Source organism: Micromonospora olivasterospora (assembly GCF_007830265.1).
GTDB lineage: Bacteria > Actinomycetota > Actinomycetes > Mycobacteriales > Micromonosporaceae > Micromonospora > Micromonospora olivasterospora.
In genome coordinates, this window is record NZ_VLKE01000001.1 from 1,201,960 (window position 1) to 1,214,532 (window position 12,573).

General features: G+C 73.9%; 11 protein-coding genes and 1 pseudogene. 4 read left to right on the forward strand and 8 right to left on the reverse strand.

What is annotated here, in order from left to right; genetic code table 11:
• Window positions 1-213 precede the first annotated feature (213 nt).
• Window positions 214-813 (reverse strand): mycothiol-dependent nitroreductase Rv2466c family protein, encoded by a 600-nt coding sequence (locus JD77_RS05275; RefSeq protein WP_387229037.1) that lies wholly within the window; start codon window positions 811-813, stop codon window positions 214-216.
• Between the two features lie 243 nt (window positions 814-1,056).
• Between JD77_RS05275 and pepN the strand changes: the two genes are divergently transcribed.
• Entirely contained in the window at window positions 1,057-3,609 is a 2,553-nt protein-coding gene (gene pepN / locus JD77_RS05280; protein WP_145773284.1) for an aminopeptidase N, read from the forward strand.
• A gap of 160 nt (window positions 3,610-3,769) precedes the next feature.
• Here pepN and JD77_RS05285 read toward each other — a convergent pair whose 3' ends face one another.
• The 6 genes and pseudogenes from JD77_RS05285 to JD77_RS05310 all read right to left on the reverse strand — a co-directional run bounded on the left by JD77_RS05285 (window position 3,770) and on the right by JD77_RS05310 (window position 9,635).
• Window positions 3,770-4,177 carry a DUF5130 family protein gene (locus tag JD77_RS05285; RefSeq protein WP_145773285.1) on the reverse strand — a complete coding sequence of 136 codons (408 nt, stop codon included), beginning with the start codon at window positions 4,175-4,177 and terminating at the stop codon, window positions 3,770-3,772.
• Window positions 4,164-4,472 carry an aa3-type cytochrome oxidase subunit CtaJ gene (gene ctaJ, locus JD77_RS05290; protein WP_449289050.1) on the reverse strand — a complete coding sequence of 103 codons (309 nt, stop codon included), beginning with the start codon at window positions 4,470-4,472 and terminating at the stop codon, window positions 4,164-4,166. Before ctaJ ends, JD77_RS05285 begins: the two co-directional genes overlap by 14 nt.
• A 49-nt stretch (window positions 4,473-4,521) precedes the next feature.
• Window positions 4,522-5,985, reverse strand: coding sequence for an amidase (locus tag JD77_RS05295; RefSeq protein ID WP_145773286.1), 1,464 nt, complete (start codon window positions 5,983-5,985; stop codon window positions 4,522-4,524).
• Between the two features lie 59 nt (window positions 5,986-6,044).
• On the reverse strand, window positions 6,045-7,442 hold the full coding sequence (locus JD77_RS05300) for an FAD-dependent oxidoreductase (protein WP_387229214.1): 1,398 nt from the start codon (window positions 7,440-7,442) through the stop codon (window positions 6,045-6,047).
• Window positions 7,439-8,715, reverse strand: a pseudogene (gene kynU / locus JD77_RS05305) (kynureninase). Before kynU ends, JD77_RS05300 begins: the two are co-directional and overlap by 4 nt.
• A gap of 14 nt (window positions 8,716-8,729) precedes the next feature.
• Window positions 8,730-9,635, reverse strand: coding sequence for a tryptophan 2,3-dioxygenase (locus JD77_RS05310; protein WP_145773287.1), 906 nt, complete (start codon window positions 9,633-9,635; stop codon window positions 8,730-8,732).
• A 145-nt stretch (window positions 9,636-9,780) separates the two neighbouring features.
• On the opposite strand from JD77_RS05310, the gene JD77_RS05315 reads away from it, so the two are divergent.
• The 3 genes from JD77_RS05315 to JD77_RS05325 all read left to right on the forward strand — a co-directional run bounded on the left by JD77_RS05315 (window position 9,781) and on the right by JD77_RS05325 (window position 11,856).
• Window positions 9,781-10,233 carry an Lrp/AsnC family transcriptional regulator gene (locus JD77_RS05315; protein ID WP_145773288.1) on the forward strand — a complete coding sequence of 151 codons (453 nt, stop codon included), beginning with the start codon at window positions 9,781-9,783 and terminating at the stop codon, window positions 10,231-10,233.
• Window positions 10,234-10,338: 105 nt separating this feature from the next.
• Window positions 10,339-10,860, forward strand: a complete 522-nt coding sequence (locus JD77_RS05320; RefSeq protein ID WP_145773289.1) for a hypothetical protein — start codon at window positions 10,339-10,341, stop codon at window positions 10,858-10,860.
• Between the two features lie 213 nt (window positions 10,861-11,073).
• Window positions 11,074-11,856 (forward strand): class F sortase, encoded by a 783-nt coding sequence (locus JD77_RS05325; protein WP_145773290.1) that lies wholly within the window; start codon window positions 11,074-11,076, stop codon window positions 11,854-11,856.
• Window positions 11,857-11,898: 42 nt separating this feature from the next.
• Here JD77_RS05325 and JD77_RS05330 read toward each other — a convergent pair whose 3' ends face one another.
• Window positions 11,899-12,441 carry an HNH endonuclease gene (locus JD77_RS05330; protein ID WP_145773291.1) on the reverse strand — a complete coding sequence of 181 codons (543 nt, stop codon included), beginning with the start codon at window positions 12,439-12,441 and terminating at the stop codon, window positions 11,899-11,901.
• Window positions 12,442-12,573 lie beyond the last annotated feature (132 nt).

Sequence of the window (12,573 nt, forward strand, 5' to 3'; positions counted from 1 at the left end):
AGCCCTTCGCCGCGCCGGTGACGCCGCCCCGGCGCGCCGCCGATGCCGGGGCCGCCGAGGCGTTGCTACTGGCCGGTTCGGCCGCGGCGCGGCCCCTTTGGAGCTGAGCCGTTTGCGATATCGCCGGCCGCACCGGTGATTCGGGTACGACATCAGCTCCAAAGGGCTACCCACAGCAGGTAGGTGGGCCCTGGCCCTGCCCGCGGCGGTGTCTCAGTCGAAGATCGGACCGAGCTCGCGGGAGCGCTTGAGCTCGTAGAAGCCGGGGGTGCCGGCCACCAGCAGGACGCCGTCCCAGAGCCGACCGGCCGCCTCGCCCTTCGGGCGCGGGGTGACCACCGGGCCGAAGAAGGCGACCTTGCCGCCGTCCGGGCCCGGGGCGTGGATGACCGGGGTCCCCACGTCGGTGCCGACCGGCCGCATGCCTGCCTCGTGGCTGGCCCGCAGCGCCTCGTCGTACCCGGTGCTCTCGGCGGCGTCGGCCAGGGAGGGGTCGAGCCCGCCGTCGTTCAGCGCGGCCGCGAGCAGTTCCCGGCCCAACTCCTCCTTGCCGAGGTGGATGCGGGTGCCCAGCGCCGTGTACAGCTCGCGGAGCGCGTCCGGGCCGTGCTTCCGCTCGGCGGCGATGCAGACCCGCACCGGGCCCCAGCCCGTACGCATCAGCTCCTGGTACTGCTCGGGCAGGTCACGCCCCTCGTTGAGCACGGACAGGCTCATCACGTGGAAGCGGACGTCGACGTCCCGGACCTGTTCCACCTCCAGCAGCCAGCGGGAGGTGATCCACGCCCACGGACAGATCGGGTCGAACCACATGTCGACGGCGACACGGTCGGTCACGGTGATGTCCCTTCGCGACGGGAGCGCCGGGAGCGGCGCCCTCTCCCCCGATCCTCACCCCGGCGCCCGTGGACTGGTACCGGATTGAGAGCGTGACCTCGACCACCGCGAGGGGCCCTCGCATGGAAGGATCGGATCGGCCCGGTCGCCACGAGCGGGCGGTGGCTGGCGCCACGGCGGCGCGCGGCGAGAGTGGGATGGAGACGAACAGTGCCGGGAGTGCGCAACCTGACCCAGGTCGAGGCCACCGAGCGGGCCCGCCTGCTTGAGGTGACCGGGTACGACATCAGTCTGGACCTGTCGACCGCCGTCCTGGCGGCCGGTGGTCGCACGTTCCGGTCGGTGACCGAGGTCCGGTTCCGCTGCGCCGAGCCGGGTGCGACGACCTTCATCGAGGCGGCCGCCGATTCGGTGCGCTCGGCGACGCTCAACGGCGCCCCGGTGGACGTGTCCGGCTGGTCGGCCGAGAAGGGTCTGACCCTGACGGACCTGGCCGCCGAGAACGTCCTCGTCGTGGACGCCGACTTCGCGTACTCCAACAGCGGGCAGGGGCTGCACCGCACCGTCGACCCGGTCGACGGGGAGACCTACCTCTACAGCCAGTTCGAGACGGCGGACGCGCAGCGGGTGTATGCCTGCTTCGACCAGCCCGACCTGAAGAGCGTCTACACCTGGCACGCCACCGTCCCCGAGCACTGGCGGGTGGTGTCCAACATGCCGGTCGAGCGCGAGGAGCCGGCCGGCGAGGCGCTCAAGACGCTGCACTTCCGCGAGTCGGCGCGGATGAGCACGTACATCACGGCGCTCTGCGCCGGCCCGTACCACGAGGTGCGGGACAGCCACGACGGCATCGACCTCGGGGTGTACTGCCGGGCCTCGATGGCACGGTACCTGGACTCCGACGACCTGTTCCGCATCACCAAGCAGGGCTTCGACTTCTTCCACGAGCAGTTCGGGGTGCGCTACCCGCTGCCCAAGTACGACCAGCTCTGGGTACCGGACTTCAACGCCGGCGCGATGGAGAACTTCGGCTGCGTCACGCACGCCGAGTCGCACTACATCTTCCGCTCGCAGGTCACCGACTTCGAGTACGAGCAGCGCGCCAACACGATCCTGCACGAGCTGGCCCACATGTGGTTCGGCGACCTGGTCACCATGCGCTGGTGGAACGACCTGTGGCTCAACGAGTCGTTCGCCGAGTGGGCCAGCCACTGGTGCAACGCCAACGCCACCCGGTTCACCGACGCCTGGACGACCTTCCTGTCCATCCGCAAGAACTGGGGCTACCGGCAGGACCAGCTCTCCTCCACCCACCCGGTCTACTGCGAGATGCCGGACCTGGAGGCGGTCGAGGTCAACTTCGACGGCATCACGTACGCCAAGGGCGCGAGCGTGCTCAAGCAGCTCGTCGCGTACGTGGGCGAGGAGCCGTTCCTGGCCGGGCTGCGGGCGTACTTCGGCAAGCACGCGTGGGGCAACGCCACGTTCGACGACCTGCTGTCCGAGCTGGAGGCCGCCTCCGGGCGGGAGCTGCGCAAGTTCGCCGCCCAGTGGCTGGAGACCGCCCAGGTCAACACGCTGCGCCCCGAGGTGACGATCGGCGCCGACGGCGGCTACGAGCGGGTGGTGGTCCGCCAGGAGGCGCCGGCCGGGCACCCGACGCTGCGCACCCACCGCGTCGGGGTGGGCCTGTACGACCTGACCGACGGCCGGCTGGTCCGCCGGGAGCGGATCGAGGCGGACGTGACCGGCGAGCTCACGGAGCTGACCGCCCTGCACGGCGTGCCCGCGGCGGACGTGCTGCTGCTCAACGACGACGACCTGACGTACACCAAGCTGCGGCTGGACGAGCGGTCGATGGCCACGGTGGTGCAGCACATCGCCGGCTTCGAGTCGTCGCTGGCCCGCGCGCTGTGCTGGACGGCCGCGTGGGACATGGTCCGCGACGCCGAGCTGGCGGCCCGGGACTACGTGGCGCTGGTGCTGGCCGGGCTGCCCGCCGAGACCGACATCAACCTGGTCACCGCCACCCTGCGGCAGCAGGTGCCCATCGCCCTCAACCTGTACGTCGACCCGGCCTGGCGGCCGACCGGCTGGGCCGCGGTGGCGCGTACGGCCAGGGTCACCCTCGCCGTTGCCGAGCCGGGCGGCGGGCTCCAGCTGGCGTGGGCCCGGGCGTACGTGTCGTCGGCCCGCTCGGCGGAGGACCTGGCCGCGATCCGGGGCTGGCTGGACGGCGTCGAGGTGCCGGTCGGGTTGACCATCGACACCGAGCTGCGCTGGGCGATCGTCCACGCGCTGGTGGCGAACGGGGCCGCCGGCCCGGCCGAGATCGAGGCCGAGCTGGCCGCCGACCGTACGGCCAGCGGCGAGCGGGAGGCCGCGTTCGCCCACGCGCTGGTGGCGACGCCGGAGAACAAGGCCGCCGTGTGGGCGCAGCTCACCGGCCCCGAGGCGCTGCCGAACTGGCGTAACCGGGCGCTGCTGCAGGGCTTCGGCCCCTCGATGCAGGCCGAGCTGGTCGCCCCGTACCGGGAGCGGTACTTCGCCGTGGTGGACCAGGTGTGGGCGCAGCGGGACAGCGAGCCGGCGCAGGAGTTCGTGCAGCTGGCGTACCCGACGCAGCAGGTCTCGGAGGAGACCGTCGCGATGACCGACGCCTGGCTGGCCGCCGAGGGCCACCCGGCGCCGCTGCGCCGGCTCGTCGCCGAGGGCCGCGACGGCGTCGTCCGCGCGCTCAGGGCCCGCGCGAGGGACGCCCAGAGCGCCTGAGACACGGGAGTACGCGGCCGGGGGCCGGTGTGGGCTTACCCCCACACCGGCCCCCGGCCGTTCCTGCTTGCGCAAGGAGGTGGACGTGACTGCCCGTCCCGGGCACGACGAAGCCCGGTCCGCTCGCGGCGGACCGGGCTTCCCGGCGTGACTCGGCGGTTCAGCCCTTACCGGCGTGGCTGGCGAGCTGGTCGAGGCCGTTGATGATGCCGCCGGCCAGGTCGCCGCCACCGAAGGCGGCCACCATGGACAGCGCCGCCAGCCGGGCGTACGTGTCCGGGATGCGCTTGCGGGCGTGCCGCCCGGTGACGATCTCCAGCTGACGCTGGTTGGGTGACACGGCGATCAGCACCGACCGGTCGGGCTCGGCGAGCTGGCGGTGCAGCCGCTGGGCGTGCTCGCGGATCGGCTCGTCGAGGCCGCCCACGTAGACCGAGAAGACCAGCCCCGTCCCCTGGTCGGCCAGGCGGAGCGCCTCGTCGATGCGCAGCAGCTGACGGGTCGAGAACGGCCCGTCGAGCACCTCGGGCGGGTTGACCGGCCCGGCCTGCTTCTCACCAACGGTCACTTGCGCCTCCGGTTCCACCCGCCGGCGCCTCGACGCCGGCCTTCTCAAGCTTGTGGCTGGTCAACGCCGGCGCCTGCGCGCCGGCGGCCAGCGCGCAGCCGGTCGTGTCGGCCAGCTGCTCCGGACGGCCGAGGAACCAGACCGGAGCGAAGTCGAAGGGCCGGCCCGGCCGGTAGCGCTTGGCGCCGCCACCCTTGCCGCGGCCACCGGCGAACGCCAGCGCGGTGATCACCAGCACCGTGGCGGCCGGGATGCCGACGTAGATCAGCAGCGTGTCGGTAACAGACAATCCCAACGCCCCCAGGCGGAAAGAGAGACCAGGAATCCCCGGGTCGAGTGGACGATCATGAGGCCGGCCGCCCGACTCCGCTCGTATTCACGTTAGCGGAGCCCACGGCCCGCCAGATTGCGGGGTGGCGATCCCACCCGTCACTCACGTGCTCAAGCTGCGCGGCGACGGCGATCAGCGTGGCGTCGTCGCCGTAGGAACCGGTCAGCAGGGCACCGACGGGCAGTCCCTCGGCGGTACGCCCGAGCGGCAGGGAAACGGACGGCTGCCCGGTCAGGTTGAACACCGCGCAGTACGGCGAGAACCGCCGCTGCCGGTCGAAGTCGCGCTCCGGGTCGCCGTCGGCGGTGAACCAGCCGACGGGCGCCTGCGGCGCGGCGAGGGTCGGGCAGAGCAGCAGGTCGCAGCCGGCGGTGCGGCGGGCGCCGAGGCGTACCTGCGCCTGGAGCTCGCCCAGCGTGCCCATCAGCGCGCCCGCGGAGAGCGCCGCCCCCCGCGACCGCAGGAACCGGGTCAGCGGCAGCAGCCTGCTCTCCCGCTCGGGCGCGACCGGGGTGAGCGCCAGGACATACCAGACGACCTCGAACAGCGGCCACGTCTCGGGGCCGAGCGGCGCGGGCACCTCGACCACCTCGTGGCCGGCCGCGGTGAGCAGCGCGGCGGCCCGGTCGACGGCGGCCACGCAGTCGGGGTGGACCGGCTCGTCGGCGAGCATCGGGGCGGTGAACCGGCCGACCCGCAGCCGGCGGGGCGCCGCCTCGCGCGCCGCGGCCAGGTAGCCGCCGTCGGGTGCGGCCCGCGGCAGGTAGGGCTCGCCGGGCACGGGCACCGCCATGACGTCCAGCAGCGCGGCGACGTCGGCGACGGTACGGCCCAGCGGCCCGTTGACCGGCAGGCCGAACGCGCCGAAGCCGAGCGGGCCGCCCGAGACCGTGCCCCGGCTGGGCTTGTAGCCGACCAGCCCGCACAGGGACGCGGGGATGCGCAGCGACCCGCCGCCGTCGGAGCCCTGGGCGACCGGCACCAGGCCCGCCGCCACCGCGGCCGCCGCCCCGCCGCTGGACCCGCCCGCCGTGTACGCGAGGTCCCACGGATTGCGCGCCGGCGGCGCGACCAGCCCCTCGGAGTACAGCGAGCAGCCCAGCTCCGAGGTGGTGGTCTTACCGAGGCTGACCAGCCCGGCGGCGCGCATCAGCCGGACGACGTCGGCGTCGAGCGGGGGCACCAGGTCGGCGAAGGCGGCCGACCCGAAGGTGGTGCGCACGCCCGCGGTGAGGGTCAGGTCCTTGATCGCGGTGGGTACGCCGTGCAGCGGGCCGCGCGCCTCGGCGGGCGCGGCGTCGGCGGCCTGCGCCGCGTCGAGGGCCAGTTCGGGGGTGACCGTGACGAACGCGCCGACGGTGTCGGCGAGCGCGCCGACCCGGGCGAGGTGGTGCGCGACCAGTTCCACGCTGGACAGTTCGCCGCGCGCGATCGCGGCGCCCTGCTCCAGCGCGGTCAGGTCGTGCAGCTCACCCATCCCGCCATCCTGCCCCGTACGCCGGCTCTGATCACCGTGCGACACGACAGGTGAAGCGGTTACGTGAGGGTGCCAGCCGGCGCCACCCACTCGGATCGAGGGCCGCCCACGTCCTCGATGAGATCGAAGGCGCGGTCGTGATGCAGGACGACGGCAGAGTATTCGGCGGCGGCTGCGGCCACTGTGAGGTCCACCGGACTCGCGGCACGATGGTATCCGCGGGCTGCCAGAGCCAGTTGCAGATCTGTGGTGGAGAAGGAGACCAGCTCGTACTGGGAGACGTACCGGCCGGGCAGCGCCCGTTCCAGCGCGTGCTCGACGCGCCGCCGGGCCTGGAACACCGGGGAGGCGACCCTGTCCCGCATCTCCACGAAGTTCGCCAGCGCCATCCGGGCGATCGCCTCCGCGTTGGCCTGCCGCCGCGCCTGGAACAGCGGCAGCGCCGCCACCCAGTCGTCGCCGCACTCGTCGAGGCAGCGGTCCAGCTCGACCACGTCCTCGAACGCGCAGTTCGCGCCCTGGCCGTAGAACGGGACGATGGCGTGCGCGGCGTCGCCGAGCAGGCCGACCCGCCCGTTCGCCTGCCACCGGTCGCAACGCACGGTGCCGAGCACGCCGACGGGGTTGTGCTGGTAGTCGTCGACCAGGTTCGGCGCCAGCGGGACGAGGTCCGGGTAGTGGGTGGCGAAGTGCCGCTCGATCGCGGCCGGGCTGGTCAGCGAGGCGAGGCTGGCCGTGCCGTGGGTGGGCCAGAACAGGGTGCAGGTGAAGGAGCGGTCCGGGTTGGGCAGCGCGATCATCATCGAGGTGCCGCGCGGCCAGACGTGCAGCGCCGCCGGGTCGAGGGCGAACTCGCCGCCGAGCGGCGGGATGGTCAGCTCCTTGTAGCCGTAGTCGAGGAAGTCGAGGCTCTCGCTCAGCATCCCGTACGCGAGCAGTTGCCCGCGCACGGCGGAGCCGGCCCCGTCGGCGCCGAGGACGACCGGCGCGGTGGCCGTGACCTTGCCCTGCGGCGTCTCGAACGTCATCTCCCCGGTGGCCGGGTCGAGGCCGACCAGCCGGTGGTCGAAGGCGGGCCGCACGCCCGGCAGCGCGTCGGCCGCGCTGAGCAAGGCGTTGTTCAGCGCGCCCCGGCTGATCGAGTTGATCGCCCGGTCCCCCGCGGCGCTGTACGACTGGAACTGCGGCTCGCCCGCGACGGGGTGGATCATCCGGCCGCGCATCGGCAGCGCGTCCGCCATCACCTGCCGGTCCAGGCCGATGCGGCGCAGCGCGTCGAGCCCCCGCTCGGACAGCGCCAGGTTGATCGAGCGGCCCCGCTCGACCCGCCCGGTGCGCGGATCCGGTCGCCGCTCGTAGAGCGCGACCCGGTGGCCGCGCCGGGCCAGGAAGCAGGCCAGCAGGCAGCCGGCCAACCCGGCGCCGACGACGGCGATCTCGTCGTGTTCGCTGTTCATCGGTTTGTCTCCACCGTCGCGGCCAGCGCGTCGGCGACCCACCAGCAGTCGTGGTACGTCGAGTAGAGCGGCACCGGGGCGAACCGGACGATGTCCGGCTCCCGGGCGTCGGCGATCACGCCGTGCTCGTGCCGCAGCCGCTTGGTCAGCTCGTTCGCGCTGCCCGCGCCGATGCGCACGGAGAGCTGGCAGCCCCGCCGCGCCGGGTCGCGCGGGGTCACCACGGTCAGCGGCCGGCCGGCGGTGACCTGGTCGAGCAGCCGCTCCAGGTATCCGGTGAGCCGCACGCTGCGCTCGCGCAGCGCCGGCATGCCGACGGCGTCGAACAGCTCCAGCGACGTGCGCACCGGCCCCATCGCGAGGATCGGCGGGTTGGACACCTGCCACGCCTCCACGGTGGCCGGCGGCCGGGACACCGGGGCCATCTCGAACCGGGTGCCGGCCTCGGTGCTCCACCAGCCCTCGAAGCGGGGCAGGTCGGCCCGGCCGAGGTGGCGCTCGTGGACGAACGCGCCGGCCAGCGCGCCCGGCCCGAGTTGAGGTACTTGTACGAGCACCAGGCGGCGAAGTCCACGTCCCAGTCGTGCAGCGCCAGCGGCACGTTGCCGGCGGCGTGCGCCAGGTCCCAGCCGACGACCGCCCCGGCGGCCCGGCCGGCGGCCGTCATCGCGGGAATGTCCAGCAGCTCGCCGGTGAGGTAGTTGACCCCGCCGAGCAGCACCAGCGCGACGGTGTGCCCCTCGGCGGCGAGGAAGTCGACGACGTCGGAGGTGCGCAGGGTGTCCTCCCCGGGGCGCGGGGTGAGCCGCACCACCGTGGCGTCCGGGTCCAGGCCATGGAAGCGGGCCTGGCTGCGCACGGCGTAGCTGTCCGACGGGAAGGCGGTGTCCTCGATGACGATCCGGGTCCGCTCCCCCGCCGGCCGGTAGAAGCTGACCATCAACAGGTGCAGGTTGACCGTGAGGGAGTTCATCACCACGGCCTCCGCGGGCCGGGCGCCGACCAGCCGGGCGGCCGGGCCGGTCAGCAGTTCGTGGTACGGCAGCCAGGGCCGCCGCGCCTCCAGGTGTCCCGCCACCCCGAGCCGGCCCCACGCGTCCAGGTCGGCGAGCAGTTCCTCGCGGGTGGCCCGGGGTTGCAGTCCGAGGGAGTTCCCGGCCAGGTACGCGGCCTCGGGGTAGCGCCCGCCGTCGGCCGGGGGCACGTGGAACAGGTGCCGGTGTCCGGGGTCGGCGGCGTCGAGTCTCCGCGCCTCTTCTTCGGCGGTGTGCATGTCTCGTGCTCCGCTCACATCGCGGTCCGGGCCGACCACAGCTCCGGGAAGACCACCCGGGCCATGCTGCGCTGCAACCACGCCAGGCCGGCCGAGCCGCCGCTGCCGGCCTTGGCGCCCATGCTGCGCTGCACCGCCTTGAGGTGGTTCCACCGCCAGTCGCCGAACTGCTCGGCCACCTCGGTCAGCGCCTCGCCGAGCAGGCGCAGGTGGTTGTCCGGGCCGCCACCGTCGGCGTACACGGCCACCCACGCCGCCTCCACGGCCGGGTGCGGCTGGTGCTCCTCGGCGGCGTCCCGGGCGAGGACCTCGGCGGGCAGGTCGAAGCCGCACCGGGCCAGCAGGGCCAGCACGTCGTCCCAGAGGCTGGGGGCGGCCAGGGCGGCGCGCAGCTCGGCGTACACCTCGGGCTGCCGGCGGAACGGCCGGACCAGGGCCGCGTCGCGCAGGCCGAGCAGGAACTCCAGGTGCCGGTACATGGCCGACTGGAAGCCGGAGCCCTCGCCGAGCAGGTTGCGGAACCGGTTGAAGTCGGCCGGGGTCATCCAGCGCAGCCCCTTCCAGGCCGCGTTGAGCCCCTCCAGGTGCAGGGCGGCCCGGCGCAGCGGGGCGAGGGCGTCCCACACCCGGTCGGCGCGCAGGCAGCGCTGCGCCTCGCGCAGCTCGTGGCAGGTCAGCCCGAAGTACAGCTCCATGATCTGGCTGACCATCAGGAAGGACAGCTCGCCCGGGTCGTCACTGAGCGGCTGCTGCAACCGGTGCAGGGTGCTCGCGCGCACGTACGCGTCGTAGGGCACGCGCTCGGCGAACTCCAGGGTCGGCTTGCCGCCGTTGCGGGCCGCCCTGGCCGCGCGCTGTTGGGGGGTGACCGGACGCACCCCCGCGGCCAGCGTGGGCGCCCGCAGGTCCGTCTGCTCCACCTGTCGTCTCCTTCATGTGCCGGGTAACGTCATGATCCCGCGGTGAATACGCCGAACGGAATGCCGGATCAACGGCGCTTTGGCGGTCTGGCCTGCGGCGCATAAGGCCGAGGCGCGTTCGGGGTTTCGGAGAGGAAGGTCGAACGTGGACGACATGGACTGGGCGCTGCTGCGCGAACTGCAGGCCGACGCGCGACTGTCGTTCAGCGAACTGTCCCGCCGGGTGCACCTGTCGCCGCCGGCGGTGGCCGAGCGGGTGCGCCGGCTGGAGGAGTCCGGCGTCATCACCGGCTACCACGCGCACGTCGACCTGGCCCGCGCCGGCCGGGCAGTGGTCGCGCTGATCCGGATGTCCTGCTACGGCTCCCGCTGCATCCTCAACGACCCCGGGGTGGCGGGCTGGCCCGAGATCATGGAGATCCACCGCATCACCGGGGACGCGTGCAGCATGCTCAAGGTGGCGGCCGGCTCGATCGCCGAGTTCGAGGGGGTGATCGACCGCCTCGCCCCGTACGGCCAGCCGTCCAGCACGATGGTCCTGTCCACCCCCCTCGACTGGCACCCGGTCACCCCACTGAGAGGAAGGTCCCCCTCCTGACGCCCTACCCCGGACCAGCGGCCGGGCGGGTTTGGCCCGGGGTCACCGGGAAAGCAAGGCGCTCACCCGTCGATTTCCGGTGTTCCGCACCGGGAGGGGGGAACCATGCGGGGGCTCACCGTCTCATCTCGTGTCCTGTCGGCCGTGCTGACCGTGCTCGGCCTGGTCGGGCCGTTCGTCCTGGCCACCGCCGCGCCGGCGCGGGCCGGCCAGAACACCTTCGTCGAGGTCACCCCGAACAGCGCGCAGGCCGGCACCCGGGTCAGCATCCGGGCCGGCTGCGACAACGACAACAGGCGCCAGGCGGAGGTACGCTCCGACGCCTTCGGGCGGGTCGTGGTCCGCCCGGACAACGGCTTCCTGACCGGCGCGGTCACCATCCCCGCCAACAAGGAGCCGGGCGACTTCCCGGTCGACCTGCGCTGCCCGAACGGCAACACGGCACAGACCACGCTCACGGTGCTGAACATGACGCAGCCGAGCAAGGGCCCGAACACCGGTCTCGGCGGCACCTCCGGGGGCCGGGGCACCGCCGCGCTGCTGCTGATCGGCGGCCTGGCCGTGGCGGCCGTCGCGGCCGGGTTCGGCGCGTTCGGCTCCCGCGGGCGGCCCGGGACGCGTTCCTGACGAGGCACCCGTCATGGCCCGTCGACGTACGCGTGCCACCCCGGCGCGGAGCCGCCGCGCCGCCGCTCGGACGCCCGACCACGACGCCCGGCGGCCGCCCGAGCACGGCGCGACGCGGGAACGCCCGGCCACCGGGGCGCGGAGCGGGCGCCGGTCCGTCGCGCCACGGAACGGCCGCCCGACCGCCGCGCGACCGAACGGTCGCCGGGCCGGATCCGGGCCGCGGCGCGCCTCGCCGCCCGCGGCTGCCGCCGGTTCGCCCGGGTCGCCGGCCAGTCCTTCGCGGCGAGCGTCGCCACGGCCCACCCCGCCGCCCGGCCCGTACCGGCGAGCGCCACGCGGCCCGGAGCGGGCGCGAGGCGGTGGCGGGCGGTCGGCCGCCGTGGTCCGGGCGCACCCGTGCTCGTCGTCGCCGCCCTGATCGTGCTGATCCTGGCGATGCTGGGCACGCAGCGGCTGACCGGCTACACCGTGCTGCCGGACCGGTTCGTGGTCGGGCTGCGACCGCCGCCGAAGAAGTTCCCGGTGCTGCCGGCCAGCCGGCCGACCGGCATCGCGATCAACTCGATCGACCTCGACGCCCCCGTACACGACGTCGGCATCGCGCCCGACGGCACGATCGGGGTGCCGGACGCCGGCCGGGCCCAGGAGGCCGGCTGGTACGACCAGGGCCCCACCCCCGGGCAGTACGGCCCGGCGGTGATCGTCGGGCACGTCGACACCCGGACCGGGCCGGCGGTCTTCCACGAGCTGAAGAGCCTGCGCAACGGCAACCGGATCGAGGTCCGCCGGGCGGACGGCTCGGTGGCCGTCTTCGAGGTGGACTCGGTGCACCGGTACGACAAGGACCAGTTGCCGGTGGACGAGGTGTTCGGCGACTTCAGCCGGCCGCGCCTGCGCCTGATCACCTGCGGCGGCCGCTGGGTCGGCGGCGAGACCGGGTACGCCGACAACGTGGTGGTCTACGCGTCGCTGGTCACGGCCCGCAACGCGTGAGTCCGGGGTGTCCCCGTCGGCGGGCCCGGCAGCCGGGACCGCTCAGGCCGCCGCCTCGGTCTCGGGCTCGCGCAGGTCGAGCCAGTTCGCCCAGCGCGGGTCGGGGGCCCGGTGCCCGAGCACCCGCCAGGCCGTCCCCTTCGGGGGAGCCGGGAGCGCGTGCAGCCGCCAGCCCAGCTCGGCCGGGGTCTTGTCGCCCTTGGTGTGGTTGCACCGCGCGCAGGCGGCCACCACGTTCTCCCAGGCGTGCCGCCCGCCCCGGCTGCGGGGGAAGACGTGGTCGATGGTCTCGGCCGGGCCCCGGCAGTACGCGCACCGCCAGTTGTCGCGGGCGAAGATGGCCCGGCGGGACAGGCCGACGTGGGTGCGGTAGGGCACCCGGACGAACCGGGTGAGCCGGACCACCGAGGGCACCGGGAGCTCGCTGCGGGCGCTGTGCAGCACGCCGTCGCCGTCCGCGACGCAGACGGCCTTGGCGGACAGCACGAGGATCGCGGCGCGACGCACCGACACGACACACAGCGGCTCGTAGGTGGCGTTGAGGACCAGCGCTCCGGAGCCCACCGTGGGTCGTATGTCAGGCATCGCGCTCACCCTCCCGGTCCAGCCGCTCCCGCCGCTGGTCGCGCCGGGCGTGCCCGCGCGCACGGCGGCCACACCCGACGTCGGCGGGATCACCCACGTCCGTTGCGCCAATCGTCCCTGATAAGACCCCGG